Here is a 19672-nt window from a genome sequence, read left to right as displayed (position 1 = left end):
GGCCACACGGCCGTTGCGGGGGGCGTTGCTCATGGGCGGGCAGCGAACTGCCACAGGCTGAGTGCGAGGCCGACCAGGGCGACCAGGGCGGCGAGCGAGGGAAGCGGCCAGCGTCCGCGTTCGAGGGCGTCGAGGCGGGTCTCGTGGTCGTCGAGCTTGCGGTCGTTCTGGTCGCCGCGCTGTACGAGCAGGGCGAGCGATCCGTCGGTGCGGGCGAATCCCGCCGTCAGCTCGCCGCGGATCTTCTCCAGCTCGACGGCGACGGACGTCGCCGGGTCGTGCGGGGGTGGGGTCACGGGCGGGCCTCGCCGTCGTCGACCAGGCCGAGGCCGACGCGGTCGAGCAGGGCCTCGACGGCGGGGTGCGCCATGATGCGGGCGGCGACGCCGGCCGCGGCGGCGGCCGTGGCCGCGGCGCCGACGGCCCACGGGGCGGCGGCGGCGAGGGCGGCCGAGTCGGCGACGACGGCGGCGAGGGCGGGCACGACGGCGACGACGGCGGCGAACGTCTGGAGCGCGGTACGGACGGCGCGCTTGGTGGCGGGGGTCATGGTGGGGAGTCCTCTCGGGGGTGCGGGGGCCCGCCCGGCGCGGTGCCGGGCGGGCGAGGGGGTCACGCGAACAGGCGGCGCCACGTCTCCGGACCGGGCAGGCCGTCGGCGTCGCTGCCGGTCCAGCCCTGGGCACGCTGGAACGCGCGGACGGCGTCGCGGTCGGCGTCCGACCAGGCCGGGCCGGGGCCGACCTTGTAGAACTGGCCGTGCCCGCGGGCGACCAGCCGCTCGCCGAGCTGCGTCACGTACGCGTTGCGCCTGCCGGGGCCGAACTTGTCGCGGCCGGGGAAGGCCGGCGGCTTGGGCTTGGGCTTCGGCGCGGGCGCGGCCTTGATCGTGAGTACCTGGCCGGGCCGGATGGTGTACGGGCTCTTGATCTTGTTCAGGGTGGCGAGGGTCTGCCACGGGACGTCGAGGCGGGTGCCGATGCCGGACAGGGTGTCCCCGGACCGGACGGTGTAGGTGGTGGGGTCGACGGCCTGGTCGTCGCCGTCGACGATCGCCTGCGCGCGGCGCACGATGTCGGCGAGCTGGGCAACGATCCGCGGGCCCGGACACGAGGGGTGGTTGCCCCACGCGGCGCCGCCCATGGCGTGGTAGCCGAGACCTCGACCACTCGGGGAGTGCGTCACCTGGAGCGGCACGCCGTACTTCTCGTGGGCCCACGCGAGGACGCGCGCGTTCGCGTCGAGCTGGTCGTCGGTGAGCTTGTCGCCGCCGCGGCCTTCGTTCTCGACGCTGATCCACGCGGGGTTGCCGTCAGCCTGCGCCCACGCGCGGTCGGCGGTGTTGACCCACTGGCGGAGTCGGCCGGTCTTGCTGGTGCCGAAGTGGGACGACGCGCGCGCCTTGGGGTTCCTGAACCAACTGTCGGTGCCCTCGTAGGTTCCGGCCATGATGTGGACGGTGACGCCCCGTACGGATTTCTGCCCCTTCGCGGTGTAGTTGACGGGGATGGGGCGCCACTCGGCGCCGGGCATACGTGCCATGGGGTACTCCAGACATGAGAAACGCCCCGGCGCGGTGCGCGGGGGCGTGCGGGTCGAGCAGGGGTCAGACGTTGGCGAGGGCCATGATCGGGATGTCGTGGTCGGCGAGGGCGCCGGCGGCGGTCGGGCTCACGGTGGCCGGTAGAGCCGCGTTGGTCTGCCCTTCCGTGTACCAGGCACGCGCGAAAGCGTTCCCGGGCATCCAGAAGTTCGCCGTGGCGACCGGGGCCTCGTTCTGCACGTGGAAGAACGCGAAGTCAGTAGCGGCGCCGGTCACGAGGGACCAGGCCGCCCAGTAGCGGCCGGGGGCGAGCGAGGTCGACGTGATCGTCAGCGGGACGCCTCCGATGTGATTGCTGACCATGGCGGGCAGGCTTCCGGCCTCCTGTCCGGCCGGGGTGAGGGCGACGGCGGCCGACTCGACGACCTTCGCGCCCGTGTCCCGATAGATCGCTGCGCGGTAGCGGTTCGTGGTCACTCCGCCGTATCCCCGGGCGAACATCACGATCCGGTTGACCGTGGTGGTCTCCGTGATGTTGAAGCCGACGAAGAACAGGCGCCCCGGCTTCAAGTACTTGGCGACGGGGTTCGCGACGGTGTACGGGTCGCACGACCAGGCGGCGAACCCCAGCGCTTGCGGGGTCCACGTGTTCCGCCCGGCGGCGGCCGGCATCTGTGCGATGGGTATGCGCGTCGTCGCGTCGAGGCTGGCGACGCCGTTCGCGGCGGCCCGCGCGGTGGTGGCGAGGGCGCCCACCTGGGCGGCGGTGTACGCCGGGCGCTGCGCGGCCGTCAGGATGCCGTCGGCGCCGAGACTGGCGACGCCGTTCGCGGCGGCCTTCTCCGTGGTGTCGAGGGCGCCGACGTCGGCGGCGGCCAGGGCGACGTTCCCGCCCGTGTCCGGGGCCTTGCCCGCGACGGTCTGCACGGTGCCTCCGCCGCTGAGCGCGGGGAGCTGGGCGGCGGGGACCTTGCCGGTTGCGTCGAGCTGGGCGACGCCTCCGGGGATGCCGGGCGCGGTGGCGGGGACGGCCCCGACGGCGGCGGCGTCGAGGACGATGTCGGCGGCGTACTGGCCGTTGACGGACTGCACGACTCCCGGGGCCCCGGGGGCGCCCGGCGCGCCGTCGGTGCCGTTGGTACCGGCGAGGCCGGTGTCGCCGCGGTCGCCCTTGTCGCCCTTGTCGCCCTTCGGGCCGACCAGGGACGCGAGCCACTGGGCGCGGGTGCCTGCGTAGCCGCTGGCGACGGCGACCTCGTACGCGTCGTCGCCGTCCGGGCCGGTCGCTCCGGTGATGCCCCGGGGGCCGACCAGGGACGCGAGCCACTGCTCGATGGTGCCGACGAAACCGGCCTCGACGGCGACCTCGTACGCGGAGTCGCCGCGGACGGCGACGTACGTCGGGGTCGTGGGGTCGGTGGGCGCGAGGTCGGCGAGGTCGACGGCGGGGTGCTCGGCGGGCAACAGGATCTGGTAGGTCCGGGGCATGGTGATGCCCGCGAGCTGTTCGGCGACCGCGTACGACCAGCCGCTCGGGTTCATGCCAGGGGCGTCGGTGGCCGGTAGCACGATCTCGAACGCTCCGGTTGCGTCAAGGGGTGTGGTGACGGGTCCGCCGAGGATCACGTCGAACTCGCCGAAGGTGACCATGCCGGGGGCGCGGAACACGACCTGCCCGGCAAGGGGCCGGCCGTCTGGGGTGAGGAACCGTCCGGTGACACGGACGGTGGGAATGCCTTCGGGCAGCATCATGCCTTCTCGTTGGGTGCGGTGGTGGCCTGGACCGGGGCCGGGTCGACGGTCGTTGCTGAGCTGGTCGCCGCTGCGCGGGGCGGGTCGGGGACTTCGTTGGCGTCGAAGGTGTTGCGGGTGTAGGCGCCGAACATGCGCGTCTCGACGGCCCCCGTACTGGCGGCGTTCCGGTGCTCGATCTGGAACAGGACTTGATCGCCCCAGTCCGCTGTATCGAGGGGGACCGTGATCGCCTTGTTCACCCACGTGTTGGTGGGGAGGGTGAACGTTTCGATCACGTTCTCGACGCTGCCGGGGGCTACGTAGGTGACGCGGGCCTGTCCGCCTGCGCTGGCGATGCAGGAGAAGTTCAGGACGGCGACGGCGTTCTGCGCGGGCATCCGGCCGACCCATGCGTACTGCCATGACGTCGTGCCGACCATGGCCGAGTTGGCGGTCGGGTACATGGGGAACGGCATCCACGGGCGGCCGAGGAACCGGTCGGCCCACGCGTCATCCATCATGATCACTTCACCGGCGCGGTTCCATGTGCGGATCATCTGGCCGGCGCCCGACCCGTTGTACTCGTCGCCGACGGTGAGTGCGGCGGTGCCGGTCGTGGAACGGCCGATGCCGACGGCCCAGTCGCCGTCGGTGGTCTGGCCGGTGACGAAGATGCGCCGTCCGTTGGGGTCCTCGCAGATCAGGCGACCGCCCTCGCCGATCCGGACGTTGCCGTTCAGGATCTCGTTCAAGGCGGGGCGCATCTGCGCCCGGCCGCGCAGCGTCCGCACCTCGCGTTCGAGGGCGGCGACGCGGTCGAGTAGGTCTTGCGGGACGTACGCCATCAGGTGGCTACCTCCAGATACAGCCGAGCCGTCTCGGGGCGGCCTCGCTCGGGCGGGGATATGGACATGCCGACGACGCGGTACCGCGAGTCGAGGACGGTGGGGTGCCACAGGTCGCGGACGCGCAGACGGATGGTTGAGCCGAGCAGGGCCGGGGTGATGTTGTCGCCGAGCAACACCTCGACCTCGGGGATCTGCACGGGCCGTCGGGCCGCGGCGGCGTCCGCGCGGGCGTGGGCGTCGAGGGTGCCCTGTAGCTCAACGGTGGTGTGGTCGGACGACCCGTCGAGCCGGGGCCATCCGGCGGTGATGTCGTCGTCGGCGACCAGGACGGGCGACATGATGGGGAAGGAGTCGACGGCCTGGTTCTTGTTGATGCTGGCGCCGCGGGACTGCCACCCGTTGGCGAGGGCTGAGGCGTCGTGCGGCCATGTGTAGCTGAGTACGGGGCCGGGGTGGTCGAGGACGATTTCGGTCGGCCCGCCGCGGATGATCGGGTGCCCCAGCATCAGGCGTTTGACGCGGCGCCCGCTGGTGTCCCGGTAGGAAGCGACGCGCCACTCGAACCCCCGCTCTACGGCGGCGAGTTGGTCGATCAGGTCGCCGATGGTGGGGAGGTCGTAGCGCGAGAAGGTGCGGTCACGGGTGACGCCGGATACGTCCGGGTCGTAGGTCAGTCCGATGTTCCCGCCCCGGGTCGACTGGGCGTAGTCGACCAGGCCGCGCACGATGTCGAACTGGTCGACCTGTTGGGCGACTTGGGTGTCGAGCAGCAGGCGCCGGTAAAGGTAGGACTCCCAGCCTCCGCACTGGATCTGAGCGGAGAGGAACCCCCGGGCGTCGGATGCGAGGCGCAGCGTCCACAGGATGCCGCCCCACCAGATGTCGCGTCCGCGCTCGACCCATACGCCCGTGCGGCCGGGGACCAGGGCCCGCCGTGCCCGCTCGGCGATCTCGCGGTTCGGTACCGGCACGGTGCCGGTGAGCCTGCCGACCTTGCCGATGTAGTCGTCGAGGGTGACGCCCTGCACGGGCAGGACGTCGATGGGCTGGTCGGACCGTAGGTCGGTGAACAGGAACCGGTACGGGCTCTGCATGGGGGCCTGCACGGTCCCCCCTACTGCACGAACGTCGCGCCTATGCGCACGTTCGTGTCCTTCTCGATGCCGGAGACCTTCCCGCCCCCGGCCCACGACCGGAGCGTTATCCGGCCGTCGCTGCCGATGGCGGCGGCGCCCAGGCCGTACCCGTTCGAGGCGAGGGCTTCCAGCAGGACGATGGGGCGCCACCCGGTGGGGAGGGTGGCGACGAGGGTGTCGTCGAGGTTGGGGTTCGCCAAGAGGGTGGCGCCGCTGCGGACGAAGTTGCCGAGGAACTGCACGACTCCGCCGCGGCGGCGGGCGCTAAAGCTGCTCAGGGTCCACCCGGCGGACGTGGAGACGCCCCCGCTGATGGTCTCGACGGGCTGTTCGGGGGCCCGGTAGGTCTCCCAACGGGTCGTTGTGGCGTTCCAGCGTTCGAGGACGCCGTTAGCGTCCCGGTACTGGCCGTCGTACGCCCCGGCGTAGCTGAGTCCCCACCCGGTGGGGATGATCCCTCCGACGCCGGTCGTGTACCGGCGTCGGTCGGCGAGGGCGGACGACCAGTTGATCCCGCCGACGCCTGCGGACGCGCCCGCGGGCACGGCGACGTCCCACAGGCGCAGCGAGCAGGGGGGAAGGTTCGGCGCGGACGGGGTGGCGATCGGGGGGCCTTCGACGACCTCGATGCGGGCGAGGGGGGCCTCGCTTTCGTCGAACAGGCCGTCGTAGACCCGCAGAATCACGCTGTCGATGCGGTCGAACTGGGCGTCGCCGTCGGTGAACGTGACGGTCTCGGGGGCGTCGACGGCAATCGGGTAGGCGCCTTGCGCGGTCGTGCCCTGGACGACGGCCCGGCCGACGCCTACCTGTAGCTGCATGGCGGCGGCGCTGGTCGCGGCGAACGGCCGGCCTCCGGGGATCACGCCGTCACGGGTGCGTATCTCCCCCTCGGGTGCCCACGTCCCCACGGGGGCAAGCCGGGTGTCCTCTCGCGTCTGCCCAAGGGGCAGCAGCCATGCGGGGCGCACGGTCACGTCGGGGGTCTCCTTACCAGTAGGCGGCGCGGTAGCGCACGACGGCGGACGCGCCCGGGTCGTTGCTGCCGGGCGCGGCGCGGAACATCAAGGGGGTGGTGCCGGGGGCGAGGGTGAACGTCTGCTCGGGGACCGACCTCGCCGACGCGGCGTAGAGCCGCGAGGCGGTGTTGTTGAGCGTCACGGTTCCGGCGAGGGTGTCGACGACCAGGCGGTCGCCGTCCGTGAGGGGCAAGTCGTATTCGAGGACGTCGCCGGTCGCGGTGTTCGTCAGGCTCGGCATGGTGACCGGGCCCCGGAACTCGATCACGGGGTGCGTGTCCGCGCTGCCGGTGTTGACGACGGATATGCGGCCGGTGCTGCCCGGGGCTCCGAAGTCGAGCGGCCACGCGAGGACGCCCGCGGTCGTGCTGATCCGCAGGGACGACGCGCCTACGGGCACGGCGGCCGGGAGCGCGGCGCCGAACAGTACGACGGGCTGGACCCATGCGGCGCCCGCGGGCGCGGTCGCGGTGAGCGAGGCGGCGGCCGGGGTGGACGTGTCGTCGGCGACGTGCTGGCCGGCCGCGTCCCGCCACCGGAGCAGGATCACGGCGGCTTGTCCGACGGCGAGGTCGGCCGCGAACGTCACAGCCTGCCCCGGGCCGACGGCCCATCCGTAGTTGCTTCCGGGCGCGGCCCAGAGCAGTTCTGCGGACTCGGCGAGCGGCTGCACGGACACGGGGCCGGTGCCGTCCCCGGTGATGACCGGGTCGCCGTTGCTCCACCAACGCCACAGTTCGCCGACTCCGGCGGCCTGCCTGGTGTGCAGCACCTCGACGTCGGCGGACTCCCACGCGAGGCCGGACTCGGACAAGGGGAGCGCGGCCGTGGCGACCTGCTCGGCGAGGGCGTAGCGGCGCGGGTCGCTCGCGACGAACTCGATTGCGCCGCCGATGATCGTGCCCACCCGGTAGCCGGGCGTCGTCGGGACGGCCCGGCGGGTGGCGCGGGCGAAGGTGAGCAGGGGCCCGCGCTCGTCGAGCCACGCCACGAGGGGGATCTCATCGAGGCGCGGCGCGGTCGCGGCCTCCAACCGGCCGACGACTTCGCCGATCTGCGCGCGCGGGGCGCGCACGACCAGGCCCTCGACGCCGATCGTGCGGGACTGGGCGAGCAGCAGGCCCGGGAACGCCCCGTGGGCGTCGGACCGCTGCACGGTTCCGGAGTCGAGCGGGGGGAGGTCCCCCCACCCGGTGAGCGCGCGCCACCCGTACGGGGTGCCGGAGCCGAGCAGCAGGTCGCCGTACTGGACGTGTCCGGGGAGGGTGACCAGGGCCCCGACGGCGCTCATGGGGACGGGCATGGTCACCCCCTCGCCTTGGCCAGCCAGGCGAGGGCCTGGGCGTTGTCGTCGGGGGTGCCTTGTTCGGCCGCGTGCCAGTGCTCAATCTGGACGGTCGCCCCGCCCCCGGCGGGGGCGGCGAACGGCGAGCCGTAGGCGCCGACGGGGGCGCCCGCGGCGGCGAACTGCGGGGCGGCGGGCGGGGTGACCAGCGACCGCATGGCACGGTCGACGGCGCCCTGTCCGCCCTCGATGCCTTTGACGACGCCGGCGGGAATCCACCGGCCGACGTCCCGCGCCATGACGCGGCTGGGCGACGCGATCCCGAGTGCCTTCGCGATCGGCCCCGGAATGAGGTCCTTCGCCCACCCGATCAGGGTCGATTTCAACCAGGAACCCATGGACTTGATGCCGTTCCACAGGCCGCGGACAACGTCCTTGCCCTTGTCGACCAGGAGCGACCCCAAGTTGCCGATGGCAGAACCGATTCTGCCGGGCAGGCCGCGCAGCCACGTGATGGCCTCTCCGGCCTTGGACACGACGGAGTCCTTGAAGGAACGCAGCGCGGACACCGCGCGGTCGCGGAGCTGCCCGGCCAGCGGGGCAAGCGCGTCATAGGCGCGGCCGGGCAGTCCCTTGATCCAGTCGACGGCGGTCGAGATGCCCTTGCCGATCCACTCGCCGATCTTGGTCGCGGCCTCGCCGATCAGCTTGCCCGCGGCCTGGACGGCGCCCTTGGCCAGGTCCCACGCCTTGCCGAAGTCGCCGTTCAGCAGCGCCACGATGGCGCTGATGATCGGGACGACGACTTCCTCGATCACGGCGGCGAGGCCACCCGCGAGGATGCCCGCGAGATCGCCGATCAGGCCGATCAACGGCTCGATGATCGGCATGAGGGCCGTAAGCGCGCCGATCAGCAGCTCGCCGACGGCGGGCAGCAGCGGCGCGAGGGCTACAAGGATCTGCCCGAACGCGTCGCCGATCGTCGCGAGTGCCGGGGAAAGGGCGACCAGCAGATCGGCGAAGATCGGCAGAATCGTTTCTGCGAGATCCCCGAGAACTGCGGCGAACGGGGTTACCAGGCCCGGGAGTTGGGCCAGGATCGGCGAAAGCGTCCGGCCCAGGATCTCCGCGAGCAGCGCGACGATGGGCGCGGCCTGGGCGAAGATGTCGCCGACCGCCGTCAGCAGCGGCGCCAGCGGCGGCAGCAGCGAGGCGATCAGCTGACCGACGACCGGCAGCAGCGGGGCGACCGCGTCGATCAGGACGCCGAACGCGTCCGCCGCGGCGGCCAGTACCGGGCCGAGCGCGTCGACGATGGGCTCTAGGCCCTTGCCGAGTGCGCCGATCAGCCGCGACAAGGGCGGGCCGAGCGAGGCGAGCGCGGGGGCGAGGGCGTCGAGCAGACCCGCGATCAGCGGGCCGAGCGCATCGGCGAGGGCCGCGAGAACGGGCCCGCCGGTCTGGGCGACGGTGCCGAGGAATCCGCCCAGCGCGGGCAGGACGATCGACAGGGCCGTGCCGATGCCGTCGAACGCAGCAGCGGCGCCGGCGGCGCCGGTCGATACGCCGTCGAAGAACCCGCCGAGACCGTCGCCGATGCTGCCGAGCAGGCCGCCCAGCGACTCGACGACCGGTAGACCGGCCTCAACCGCGTTGACCAGGCCGGGCAACGCGTTCTTGGCGAGGTCGCCGATGCCGCCGACCAGCGGCTCGACCATCGGGGCGACGCCCGCGAACAACTGGCCGAGCCGCGGCGCGATGTCGTCGAAGATGCCGCCGAGCTGGTCGGCCGCTGCGACGAACGGCTCGACCAGCGGAGCGGCAAGCTCCTGCATCTGGCCTGAGACGTTCTCGGCGAGGTCCGAGAACGCGCTCTTGACCTGCTCGTTCTCGGCGAGAACCTTCGCGCCGAGACCGACGACGGCCAGGGGGACGGCGGCGAGCGCGCCGGCCGCGACGACCGACGCCCCGGACAGGGCGAGGGTCGACACCTTCGCCGCGCCGAGCAGGCCGCCGACTCCGGCGAGGCTGCGGCCCGCCTCTTCGGCGCCTCCGCCGATGCCCTCGCCGAGGGCGCCGCCCATCTCCTCGCCAGCGACCGCGAACCGGCCGCGCAAGTCGCGCAACCGGCCGTCGGCGTCACGCTGGAGACCTTGAAGGGCGGCTTCCGCGCGGTCGACCCCGCGTTCGGCCCCGGACGCGTCGAGGTCGATATACCCGACCAGCTCGCCAATGGTGAGGGCCAACGTGCACCCCCCACCACACCCGTCCCGGGTGTCGCTCTATTCAGTTATGTGTATGCCTCACCTACCGGTGAGCCGTGCAATCTCGTCGGGGTCCGATACGACGCGCGGCGTTGCCTGCCACGCGCGGGCGAACCTCGACTCGGAGGGCAGACCGCCGATCAGCACCACGAACTCACGGACCGTGAGCCGGGCGACGTCGGCGGCGGTGATCTTGTACTCGCGGCGTAGGTCAGCCTCGACCGCGTTCCAGTGGCGGACTACCGCCGACCAGAGCCCTGCCTCTTCTTCGGGCGGTTCTTCGGCTTCGGCCGGGGCGTTGCCGCCCTCGCTTTTCCCTTCGCGGCCTCGCGCCGGTCGTACTCGGCGGCGGCCTGCGCCATGCTGAGGCTGCCCGGCTCGGCAACGTTCGACGTCGCCCACATCAGGACGACGCCAAGCTGCCTGTCGTCCATGCCGTTATCCGCCCAGTGCGCGACCGCGTCCGGGCCGAACAGGGGGGCGAGCAGGCGGTGTATGTCCTCCGGGTTGGTGGAGTTCTTGAGCCGGTGGAGCTGGAGCATGTACAGCGCGGGCAGGGTCGGCGGCAGGGTGTAGGTGCGCCCGAACAGGCGCAGCGGCACCCCCCGGCGGCGCGGCTTCGCCTGCTCGGCGAAGAACGCATCGAAGTCGGCGACGTCCTCGACGTCCTGGTCGACGTCGAGGTCGAGGGCCTGGTCGTCGTCGTACGCGATCACGGGGTGCCTCCGGTAACGGCCTCGGTGGTCGGGGCGCCGCAACGGGTGAACGACGCGCCCCATGTGGTCTTGGCGTTGTGCTCGCCGCCCTGCTCGCCGGGCGTGACGGTGCACTCCCACACGGCCCATTCGGTCTGGGACTTGTGCCGGTAGCGCATCCGGCCGCGCGACTCGCTGCCGAACCGGTAGGTCCACACGGAGTCGACGTACTCCTGCCCGGCGTCGCGCACGTTGTTGGTCACGGCGTACAGGCCGGTCACCTCCAGCGAGGCGCCTCGCTGCATCACGTCCTGTTCGTGGTACCCCTCCGAGTCGTTGGTCGTGGTGTCGGCCGTCTCCTCACCCTCCGACGGGTTGTACGACCACGAGTTGATGTTGTTCAGGCGGAGCCACAGGGGGGTTGCGGGGGTCGTGTCCTCGACCTCGAAGATCCACCCTCTGGCGTCGATGGGGCGTCCCATGTACGGGGCCTCCTATTCGGTGCGGTGGTTGCTGGGGGACGACACGTCAAGATCAAAGTTCACGACGTGCTCGTGACGGCCCTGGGCGTCTGCGCCCATCGGGCCGGGGGTGGCGCGGGCCGCGGCGAGGATGAGCCACGTCCCGTCGGGGAGTTCGCCCCCCGCGAGGCCGTGCAGCGCCCGGTAGATCGCCCACGCGCGGGCGCGCGAGACGCGCGGGTCCGGGCCCCCGCGTACGCGCACCTGGAGCCGGACCGTGTCGTACGCGTTGCGGGCGTCGGGGGCCCCGGCGTCGTACAGGGACAGGCACACGGCGGCGTCCGGCGTCGAGGGCATCCGCTCGATGAAGGTGTTCCCGCTCTTGCCCGTGGGGTCGTAGGCGAGCAGGGCGAGGCCGTCGAGGTGCCGGGCTATGCCGTCGGTCGGGTCGAGGTCAGCCACGGAGCGACCGCCTCACCTGCGCGGCGATGATCTCGCCGACGGTGTCGGCCTCCTCCGCCATGGGCTTTTCGAGGTACTTCGCCGAACGGCCGGCGTCGTGCCGGTATGTCAGCTCCTCGTGTTGCCTCACCGCGTACGGGGTGTCGAACGACACGGCGGCCTTCATGCTGCGCTCGTCGACCGTGGCGGCGCCGCTGCGTTCTAGGGTCGCCTCCTCGATGGGGACGATCCGGCGGGCCTCGGTGAGCACGTGCTCGGAAGCGAGGCGCAGGCCGCGCACGGCCCCGGCCCGGGTGCCGCGGAGCGCGGCGCCCCCGTTCCACCGGAGTCGGGTTCGCTGGGTCACTCGCAGATCACCTCCGTGGACTGCGGCGCGGGCAGGCCCGGCGCGGTGTGACGGTTGACGCGGGCGGCGACCGCGATCCGGCCGTCGGGCAAGGTGATGCGCGACTCGGGCGGACAGTCGAGGTCCGGGCCCGCGATGATCTGCGCGTTCGCGACGACCTCGACGCCGTCGGACTGCTTGCGGACGGTTCCGCCGACGGCGGCGACCAGGGCCCGCACCTCGACGGGCGGGCGGTAGGTCGGGCCGTACGCACTGTCGCCGTCGTACGCCTCGACCGTGATGCGGTGGCGTAGAAGCCACTCGGGCACCCTCACCAGATCACCCCCGGAAACAGGCCAGCCAGCATCAAGGCGCGGTGCGCACGGGGGGCGAGGTCAAGGCCGCCGGGCGCCTGCGGGGCGTCGCGGCGGTCGCCGAGAGACACGGGCCCGATAGAGACGCTGCCCCATCGGCCGGCCGCTCCGGTGCCGTCGTCGCCGCTGGCGAGCTGGTACTCAACCTGTGCGCACACGGCGTCGGTGAGGGCCTGCACGACGGCCGGGTCGGTCGGCATCCCTGCGTCGTTCGTCGCGTAGACGGCGCACAACAGGGCGGCCTCGACGTCGCTCGACGCGCGGGCGAGTAGCCGCTCGGAGTCGGCCGGGGCCGGTGTCCCGGTCCACGCGGCCAACTGCTCGGGGGTCGCGTAGACACGGGGCACCGGCCTACTCCTTCGGCGTCTCGGGCTTCGCCGACGGCTTGCGCCGCGCGTTCTCCTCGACGTCGTAGCCGCGTCGCCGGGCGTAGGCGATCACGGCCTCGTCGTGCGTCTCGGCGGCTCCGTCCCGGAAGATCAGACCGGCGACGCCCTGGCCGTTGAACCCCTCGACGGGGGTGCGAATGGTGGCCATCAGTTCGTCACCTTGATGTTCCGGAACACCGTGGCGGACTTGGTCGCCTTCAGCGCGACGGCGACCGGACCCATTTCGACCTCGCCCATCTTGACGGCGCCCGGCACGTTGAAGTTGGGGAGGTAGCTGTTCACGATCTGACCCCCGGCCGTGGCCACGCCGTGGAAGCCGTCGAGGCCGGCGCGGTAGGCGTAGAGGTCGGTGAGGCCGGTCTCGGCCGTGCCGCCGACCGTACGGTTCTCCACGGGGATGATCGGGTCGTTCGTCCCGGCCTTCGTGCCGGGGTCGGCGAACCAGACACCCCCGTACGCCTCGCGCTCGATGGGCCTGCCGTTGGTGCCGATCAGTCCCTCGATCGGGCTCTTGGTGTACATCCCGGCCCGGCGGGCGGCGGCGCGCACGCGCGCGAGGGCCTTCGCGTTGCCGAGGATGACGGTCGGGGTGCCGTCGAGCAGGGAAAGCCACTCGTCGATGGCGTCGAGGGCCTTGTGAACGGCGGCCGGGTCGGTGTCGAAGTCGGCCCAGTTGTGCGAGGTGAGGGCGCCGAACTCCGTCGACGATCCGGCGAGGGCCTTGTCGAGGCCGTCGAAAGAGTTCGTGTCGACGGCGGTGTCGCCGTTGATCACCGTGTCCTGGAACTTGGTCGCCGTCGCCTTGATCTTCTGCGACATGTTCAGGGCGACGCTGCCGGACGCGGCCGGGCCGATGTTCGCGATCACGCGGTCGACCTCGAACGAGCCACCGAGCACCGCGAGGTCGACGGTGTACCGCTCGGTCGTGACGTTGCTCGGCGCGTACTCGGTGTTCAGCGCGCGGAATGCCGCGGTCGGCTGGGTGACCAGGCGCCGGTATCCGTACGTGAGGGTCGCCCCGCCCCCGGCCGGGTTCACGGCCTGGTCGAAGGTGAGCGAGTCGAGGATCACGGACGACTTGCGGAACTCGTCGATGACCTGGACGTCGAGGTCATCCTGTGCGTTGTTCTTCGCCTCAGCGAGAGTGACGGGCATGGGTTACTCCTGGTTCAGGCGCCCAGACGGGCGGCGATGGCGTCGTGCAGCGATCCGGGGCGGCGCTCGGGCGGGGTGGCGGTGCCGAAGTCGGCGCCCCCGCGGGCGGGCCCGACGGCGACGGCGAGGTGCGGCTGTGCCTGGACGGCGGCCTTGATCGCCTCGGTCACGGCGGCCGGGTCGTTGGGGTCGACCGCGGCAAGCGCGGTCATGGCGGCGCGGGAGTCGAGCAGGGCGGAAACGTTTCCTCCGGCCGTCGGCGCGACGCGCAGTACGGCGGCCTGGATGGCGGCGGTCTTGGCCTGCTCCTGCGCGGCGGCGAGCTGCTGCTGTGCCCACTTCGGCAGGCGGGAGGTGTCGCCCTCGGCGCCGGGCTCGGGCGCGGGCGGGGCGGGCGGGGCCTGCTCCTTCGCGGCCTCCGCGGCGCGGATGCGTTCCTGTGCCCACTCGGGGAGCGCGGACAGGTCACCCTCGGTGGGTGCCGTCGGCGCGGGCGCCGGGGCCGGGGCGGGCGGGGACGGGGGCGCGGCCGGGGGGCCGGTCGGGGCCGGGTTCGGGGGCGTCGACGGGTCGGTCGACGGGGCCGGGGTCGGGGCGGGCTCGGGCGGCACGGGGGGCTCTCCTCGGGGGTGTGCGGGCATACGAAAAGGGCCCGCGCGGTGGCGGGCCCTTCGGGTGCTGCGGGGGGTCAGGTGGCGTCGACGTCCTGGTCGTCGTCGACGGGCGGGGGACGGCGGGTCTCGGCGTGGCCCCTGATCCACGCCGTCCGCAAGAGCGACGTCGGCGGATACGGGCAGGCGCCCACCGGGGCGTCCTGGCGGCCGGCCTGTCGTCCGGCAACGATGGCTCGGATCACGTCACCTCGCGCGCCCACGGGTTCACCTCCGCTGTTCGTGGTCCGTCCGATTCTCGCTCGCGCGGTTCGCCCAGCGCTGCGTCTTGCCGGTCACTTGCGTGATGAACTCGGCCTGCGTCAAACGGGGGTTGGACTCCCACCACTCTTTCAGCTCCTCGGACGCGCGGGCGTAGCCGATCCGGTGGGGGCCGGTGAACAACGACTCGTAGCTGAGGTTCTGGGCGGCGTACTTCTTGGCGAACATGTACCCGTTGGTCGCGGCCTCGGCGGCGGCGATCTGGCGCTGTACCCATTCCCAGTACAGCTCCCGGGCTTCGGCGCGGGTGATCCGGCGCTCGGGCTGCGCCTCCTCGCCTGCCTCCTCGGCGGCCTTCGCCTCGCGGTCGGCGACCCGCTGCCAGTAGGCGGCGGCGGCCTCGGAGTCGCGGAACTGGGCGAACTCCTCGTCGGGCAGTGCCTCGATCTCCTCGTCGGTGAGCGCTGCCCAGTCCCGCGGCGCGGTGGTCTCGCCGTCCCCGGCGAGGACGCCCCACACCAGGGGGTCGGGCAAGGTGCTGATCACCTCGGCGACGGCGTCGCGGTCGGCGAGCATGTCGGCGACGGGGTCGCCCGTGTCGGCCGGGGCGGGAAGCGGGTCCGCGTCGGGTCCGTCGCGGCGGTCGAACTCGTCGGCTATCCGCAGTAGTTCGGCCTCGGTGGCGTACGGCATCGCCCACGCGAGCTGATCCTCGGACAGGCCGGACAGGTCGTCGAGCAGGTACCCGCCGGGGAACACCTGGGCGAGCTGGTCGCGGCGGTGCGCCTCGGCGGCGAGCTGGTCGACGTCGTCCGTGCCGTGTTCGATGGCGTGCCGGACGCGGGCGGCGAGGTCGTCGTCGGACAGACCGACTAGGTCCGGGCGGACGCCCGGGAGCCGTGCGGCAACGTCGCGGCGGTCCAGCTCGGCGGCGATCCGCAGCGCGTCGGCGTCGTCGACGTGGCCGATCACGCGGCCAAGCTCGGCGTCGCTGAACTCGGCGAGGTCGGCCGCGAGGGTGCCGCCGGGGGCGGCGCGGTCGAGCAGGCGGTCGAGGTCGCGGCGGTCGGCCTCGGCCTCGACCCTGCGGCGGGCGCGGTCGTCGAGCAGGTTCGAGCGCATGGCGGCGGCGAGGTCGTCGTCGCTCATGGCGCGCACGCTGGCGTCGTCGCCGGACCACACGCGGGCGGCCTCGACTTGCTCGGGCGTCGCCTCCGTGCGCTTCTCGGGAAGGTTCCCGGCCCCGACCTTCTCGCGCTCACGGTTGCGGCGCAGGTCAGGGTGTGCGGCGAGGTGGTCGCGCATGTGGCCCTGCCACTGGCGGACCTTTCGGCCGGCGGCGCGCTTGGCCTCCGGGGTGACGGCGGCGGCCTCGCGCCGTTTCCACTTCCGTATGCCGCGTTCGATCTCCCGCTGACGCTGCCCGGCGGCGTACCCGGCGGGGTCGCTGCTGGCCTGCTCAATGCGGGTGAGGCCGGGCGAGTAGAGGCTGACGGAGTGGCGGCAGTTGGGGTGTTGAAGTCCGGTGGCGCGGGCCTCGTCGAGGCTTCCGGCGACGCGGACGGGGACCATGCGGCCGTCCTCGACGGCGTGCTCGACCTCGACCGTGCGCGGTCCGCCGGGCCCGCTGATCGTCAATACGCGGCCTTCCCACGGGGCGCACAGGGGGCACTCACGGGGGGCGTTGCTGACGACGACCAGTTCGACCCCCGCGTCGGCGAGGGTGCGCATGTGGGCTTCGGTCGCGGCCCGCGCGGTCGCGGTCCGCACGGCCATTTCGGCGTAAGAGGTGAGCTGCCAGCGGCGGCCGGCCTTGTCGACGAACGCCCGGATACCGGCGTCTGCGAACCGTCGCATGGCGTCCTGTGTGGCCTGTCGGCGGGTGCCGATGCCGAGAAGGGGCGTAGCGGCGACGGACGCGACGACGGCCCGGAAGGTGTCGACGACGGCCCGCAGGATCGACCGGTGCGTCGCGGTGACGACGTCGACGGCCTCGGCGGCGAGGCGGTCGACGGCCTGGGCGTTCGGCACGCGGTCGTCGACCAGGCGCACGGCCTCGTCGGACAGGGCGCCCAGCTCCGAGACCGCGGCCCGGTGCCCGACGTTGTACGCCTCGGCGACCGCGTCGAACACGTCCAGCTCGACGGCGCGCCCCAGCTCGTCGACGACGGCCTGCGAGGCGCGCCTGACCTGCTGCACGGCGGCGAGCTTGGCCTCGACCCACCCGGGGGCGTCGAGGCCGGCCGCGAGCTGCCGGGCGATGATGCCGAGCAACCGTTCTTCGGCGCCCGCGTACAGGTCGCGGGTCGTCGCGGCCAGATCCTCGACCATGCCCGGGTGAATCGGCACGCGCTCACCCCCTGGTCGTCGTCAGATCAGGGGGTAGGTGTCGCCCGGGTCGGGCGCTGCGGTGCCGGTCTCCCGGAGGATCGCGGCGGCTTCGGCGGCGACTTCGGCGTCGTTCCACTCGGGGTGCAGGATCTTGACCCGCGTCGCCGTGCTCACGGCCTGGGCCCGGGTGAGGAGTTCGAGAGTGGCCGCGGTGTCCATCGGCGATTCGGCGACGCCGTCGGAGAACTCCACCCGCGGGCGCTCCGGGAGTACCCGGGTGCCGAACTGGGCGGCGTCGAGGGCGAGCGTTGCGGACAGGACGTCGGCAAGGCCCTGTTTCCAGTGCCCGGCCTTCTTCCCGCGCGTGATCATGGACTTGTCGTCCTCGCTGTCGACCTCGGTCGCTGTGCGGGCCGACCCCCCGTTCTGGTCGAGGCCGAACGCCCGTGCCGCGTACCCGGCGGACTGGGCGGCCTGCCTCATCAGGGCTTCGGCGGTGCGCTGGTGTTCCTCGACCCTGATCTCGAACTGAGACAGGGTGATGCCGCCGTTCTCCGTGGGCGGCATGTTGAGCTGTGCGTATACCTCGGCGTCCTCGTCGAACGTGGCGCCGCGGCCGGGGCCGTTGCTGCGCAGGTACCCGTCGGGGACGATCAGGCGCGCGCGGGCGAGGCGGATGTCGCGCATCCACGACGTCCACACTTCGTCGAGGCTGTCGAGCTGGTCATAGATCGGCGCGGCGTAGTCCGACCGGCCCATCGGGGAACCCCGGTGCAGCCGGTTCGGGGTCATGTTCGGGATGTAGGCCGCGGTCAACTGGCGTATGCCGGTGAGCGTGGACTCGCCGTCCCGTTCGATACTGCCGACCAGGCCGGCCGTGTCGGGGTGCTCGGGGAGCGGGACGCGGCGGCCGATGCTGCTCGGGCTGCCCTGGTAGAGGGCGTGGACGATCCGGCCGGGCTCGTGCCGCTCGACGTGCCGCCACACCTGCTGTGTGGTGCTGCCCGGGAGGTCCCGCCAGAAGTTGACGGCGGCGAGCATCCCGAACCGGTGCTCGGGGATCGCCTGGTCGGGCTGCACGGCGGTGATCAGGGGCCGGTCGACAAGCTCGCGGTCCCACGCCGTCCGGAGGAACACGCCGGACAAGGCGGCGCACTGCTCGGCGGCCGACAGGAGCATCTGTTGCGCGTGCCCGTCGTCGAGTAGCTGGTCGAGGCGGGTCTGTGTCGCGGTGTCCTCGACGACGATGCGCGGCATGTCCGCGAACAGCATGTCGGCGCTGGTCTGTGCGATGTCCCCGGCGAACGGGACGTGCAGGCGGGTGTCGGCGGCGGGGCGGTGCGCGGTGCTGCGGCGGGACCACAGGCGGCGGCGCGGTGCCTTCGCCTGGTCGCGGCCGTAGATCCGGGCGAGCCTGCCCCGGTCCCCGGAGTACCACGCGTCGTCAACGGCTATCCGGTCGAAGTACGGGGCCCACTCGGGGGGCGGCCACGCTGCGTTGTTCTCGGGCAGGGCCATGCGGGCTCACCTCCTGGCGGTGCTGGTGGGGGCGGTGAGCAGGTGGCGCCACTCGTGCGACGTCGAGTGGACGGCGTAGCGGATCGCGTCGACGCTGTGGTCGTCCACCTTCAACGGGGCGTCCTCGCCGCGTTCAGTGGCCTTGGTGTCCCAGGAGTAGCCGGGGAACTCGCCGAGCAGGCCCTCGCAGGAACGGTGTATGAGCAGGCGGTCGGCGGCGAGCAGGTTCGCCACGCTGCGGATGCCGTCGGCGACGGTGTTGTCGGCGCGGGCGATGCCGGGGTGTCCGTCCTGCCAAAGCTGGGTACTGAACGACTTCGCCGACGGGTCGACGAACGTCCACTCGGGGACGACGTCGAGGTCGGCGAGCCATGCCCGGACGGCGTCGCTGTACTGCGCGTCGGTCATGGCCCGGTGCGCCTGGCGGCCGTCGTACCGCCACTCTGCGCACGCGTACAGGCGGCCGTCGACGCCCAGTCCGAGCAGGACCGCGGAGAACGGGTTGGTCGTGCCGTAGTCGATGCCCAACCAGTGCCGATGCATCTCGGGCAGGGTGTCGACGACGTGCCGGGCCTCGTCCCAGTCGGCGTAAATGGCGCCTTCGGCGACGACCCACAGGCCGTCGATCATGCGCTTGCGCCACAGGCCGGTGTACTCCGCGGCGAGGTTGGCGATGTACTCGGCCGACAAGCTGGGGTTGTCGGCAAGGCGGAAGTGCCACGCCCTCATGTCCAGCTCGCCGACGCGGTCGAGGTACTGGGCTTTGAGCCAGTGCCTCGGGCTGTCCGGATTGGTTGTGGCGTAGAGCCTCGCCCCGGGGACAGACAGGCGGGCGAGCGTCTGTGTCCACATCGCCTCGGGCATCAGCGTTGCCTCGTCGACGTACGCGAGCTGCGCCGTAAGGCCACGTAGGCGGCCCTCGGCGCGGGCGTCGGCGGCGCCGATCAGGTGCACCGTGCGCCCCAGGATGACGGCCGTGGTCGCCCCGCGGGTGTGCACGACGTGCCGGGCCATCGGACCGAACAAGCTGCGGTCCTGGAGGGGTTCCAGCACGTTGCGTTCGATCGTCTGGAGGCTGCGCCCGATGATGATGATGAGTCCGGAGGGGCCCGCCGTGGCAACGGCGATCATGAAGGCGAGCAGGCTCGCGATCGTCTTTCCGCTGCGGACCGACCCGTGCCACAGGTTGATACGGGCGGTCGCCTGCCCGATCGACAGGAGTTGCTTCCGGGACAGGGGCAGACGGTCGAGGTCGAGCACC

At 72.5% G+C, this 19672-nt stretch carries 22 protein-coding genes; all 22 read right to left on the bottom strand.

Annotated features, from left to right (window positions below; translation table 11 throughout):
• Nucleotides 1–29: 29 nt before the first annotated feature.
• The 22 genes from ABTZ54_RS07030 to ABTZ54_RS06925 all read right to left on the bottom strand — a co-directional run bounded on the left by ABTZ54_RS07030 (nucleotide 30) and on the right by ABTZ54_RS06925 (nucleotide 19671).
• A complete protein-coding gene (locus tag ABTZ54_RS07030) occupies nucleotides 30–296 on the bottom strand; it encodes a hypothetical protein (RefSeq protein ID WP_351658081.1) in 267 nt (88 codons plus the stop codon).
• A complete protein-coding gene (locus ABTZ54_RS07025; RefSeq protein ID WP_351658079.1) occupies nucleotides 293–550 on the bottom strand; it encodes a hypothetical protein in 258 nt (85 codons plus the stop codon). Before ABTZ54_RS07025 ends, ABTZ54_RS07030 begins: the two co-directional genes overlap by 4 nt.
• A gap of 62 nt (nucleotides 551–612) precedes the next feature.
• Nucleotides 613–1542, bottom strand: coding sequence for a peptidoglycan-binding protein (locus ABTZ54_RS07020; protein WP_351658077.1), 930 nt, complete (start codon nucleotides 1540–1542; stop codon nucleotides 613–615).
• A gap of 64 nt (nucleotides 1543–1606) precedes the next feature.
• Nucleotides 1607–3295 (bottom strand): hypothetical protein, encoded by a 1689-nt coding sequence (locus ABTZ54_RS07015; protein ID WP_351658076.1) that lies wholly within the window; start codon nucleotides 3293–3295, stop codon nucleotides 1607–1609.
• Nucleotides 3292–4122, bottom strand: coding sequence for a hypothetical protein (locus ABTZ54_RS07010; protein ID WP_351658074.1), 831 nt, complete (start codon nucleotides 4120–4122; stop codon nucleotides 3292–3294). Before ABTZ54_RS07010 ends, ABTZ54_RS07015 begins: the two co-directional genes overlap by 4 nt.
• Nucleotides 4122–5219: a hypothetical protein gene (locus tag ABTZ54_RS07005; protein ID WP_351658072.1), complete on the bottom strand. Its 1098-nt coding sequence runs from the start codon at nucleotides 5217–5219 to the stop codon at nucleotides 4122–4124. The genes ABTZ54_RS07010 and ABTZ54_RS07005 overlap by 1 nt, the downstream gene beginning before the upstream one ends.
• A 20-nt stretch (nucleotides 5220–5239) precedes the next feature.
• A complete protein-coding gene (locus tag ABTZ54_RS07000) occupies nucleotides 5240–6082 on the bottom strand; it encodes a hypothetical protein (RefSeq protein ID WP_351658070.1) in 843 nt (280 codons plus the stop codon).
• A gap of 169 nt (nucleotides 6083–6251) precedes the next feature.
• Entirely contained in the window at nucleotides 6252–7583 is a 1332-nt protein-coding gene (locus ABTZ54_RS06995; protein ID WP_351658068.1) for a phage distal tail protein, read from the bottom strand.
• A gap of 2 nt (nucleotides 7584–7585) precedes the next feature.
• Nucleotides 7586–9811, bottom strand: coding sequence for a phage tail protein (locus ABTZ54_RS06990; protein WP_351658066.1), 2226 nt, complete (start codon nucleotides 9809–9811; stop codon nucleotides 7586–7588).
• A gap of 257 nt (nucleotides 9812–10068) precedes the next feature.
• Nucleotides 10069–10545 carry a hypothetical protein gene (locus tag ABTZ54_RS06985; RefSeq protein WP_351658064.1) on the bottom strand — a complete coding sequence of 159 codons (477 nt, stop codon included), beginning with the start codon at nucleotides 10543–10545 and terminating at the stop codon, nucleotides 10069–10071.
• Nucleotides 10542–11006, bottom strand: coding sequence for a phage tail tube protein (locus tag ABTZ54_RS06980; protein ID WP_351658062.1), 465 nt, complete (start codon nucleotides 11004–11006; stop codon nucleotides 10542–10544). The genes ABTZ54_RS06985 and ABTZ54_RS06980 overlap by 4 nt, the downstream gene beginning before the upstream one ends.
• 12 nt (nucleotides 11007–11018) lie before the next feature.
• Nucleotides 11019–11447, bottom strand: a complete 429-nt coding sequence (locus ABTZ54_RS06975) for a minor capsid protein (protein ID WP_351658060.1) — start codon at nucleotides 11445–11447, stop codon at nucleotides 11019–11021.
• Complete coding sequence (locus ABTZ54_RS06970; RefSeq protein ID WP_351658058.1) at nucleotides 11440–11793, bottom strand: hypothetical protein; 354 nt, start codon at nucleotides 11791–11793, stop codon at nucleotides 11440–11442. Before ABTZ54_RS06970 ends, ABTZ54_RS06975 begins: the two co-directional genes overlap by 8 nt.
• Complete coding sequence (locus ABTZ54_RS06965; RefSeq protein ID WP_351658056.1) at nucleotides 11790–12107, bottom strand: head-tail adaptor protein; 318 nt, start codon at nucleotides 12105–12107, stop codon at nucleotides 11790–11792. The genes ABTZ54_RS06970 and ABTZ54_RS06965 overlap by 4 nt, the downstream gene beginning before the upstream one ends.
• On the bottom strand, nucleotides 12104–12493 hold the full coding sequence (locus ABTZ54_RS06960; RefSeq protein ID WP_351658054.1) for a hypothetical protein: 390 nt from the start codon (nucleotides 12491–12493) through the stop codon (nucleotides 12104–12106). The genes ABTZ54_RS06965 and ABTZ54_RS06960 overlap by 4 nt, the downstream gene beginning before the upstream one ends.
• A 4-nt stretch (nucleotides 12494–12497) precedes the next feature.
• The gene (locus ABTZ54_RS06955; protein ID WP_351658052.1) at nucleotides 12498–12683 is read right to left on the bottom strand and encodes a hypothetical protein; all 186 of its coding nucleotides are present in this window, start codon (nucleotides 12681–12683) and stop codon (nucleotides 12498–12500) included.
• Complete coding sequence (locus ABTZ54_RS06950) at nucleotides 12683–13690, bottom strand: major capsid protein (protein WP_351658050.1); 1008 nt, start codon at nucleotides 13688–13690, stop codon at nucleotides 12683–12685. The genes ABTZ54_RS06955 and ABTZ54_RS06950 overlap by 1 nt, the downstream gene beginning before the upstream one ends.
• 14 nt (nucleotides 13691–13704) lie before the next feature.
• Nucleotides 13705–14301: a hypothetical protein gene (locus ABTZ54_RS06945; protein ID WP_351658048.1), complete on the bottom strand. Its 597-nt coding sequence runs from the start codon at nucleotides 14299–14301 to the stop codon at nucleotides 13705–13707.
• Between the two features lie 77 nt (nucleotides 14302–14378).
• Nucleotides 14379–14546 carry an Rmf/CrpP fold protein gene (locus ABTZ54_RS06940; RefSeq protein ID WP_351658046.1) on the bottom strand — a complete coding sequence of 56 codons (168 nt, stop codon included), beginning with the start codon at nucleotides 14544–14546 and terminating at the stop codon, nucleotides 14379–14381.
• Nucleotides 14547–14568: 22 nt separating this feature from the next.
• Nucleotides 14569–16911 carry a phage minor capsid protein gene (locus tag ABTZ54_RS06935; protein WP_351658044.1) on the bottom strand — a complete coding sequence of 781 codons (2343 nt, stop codon included), beginning with the start codon at nucleotides 16909–16911 and terminating at the stop codon, nucleotides 14569–14571.
• 21 nt (nucleotides 16912–16932) lie between these two features.
• Nucleotides 16933–18411 (bottom strand): phage portal protein, encoded by a 1479-nt coding sequence (locus tag ABTZ54_RS06930; RefSeq protein ID WP_351658041.1) that lies wholly within the window; start codon nucleotides 18409–18411, stop codon nucleotides 16933–16935.
• 6 nt (nucleotides 18412–18417) lie between these two features.
• Entirely contained in the window at nucleotides 18418–19671 is a 1254-nt protein-coding gene (locus ABTZ54_RS06925; RefSeq protein WP_351658038.1) for a PBSX family phage terminase large subunit, read from the bottom strand.
• Nucleotide 19672 lies beyond the last annotated feature (1 nt).

The organism is Streptomyces sp. NPDC094032 (genome assembly GCF_040303965.1).
Classification (GTDB): domain Bacteria; phylum Actinomycetota; class Actinomycetes; order Streptomycetales; family Streptomycetaceae; genus Streptomyces.
Note: the sequence above shows the minus strand (reverse complement) of the source record. Positions and strands in the feature narration are given on the sequence as shown.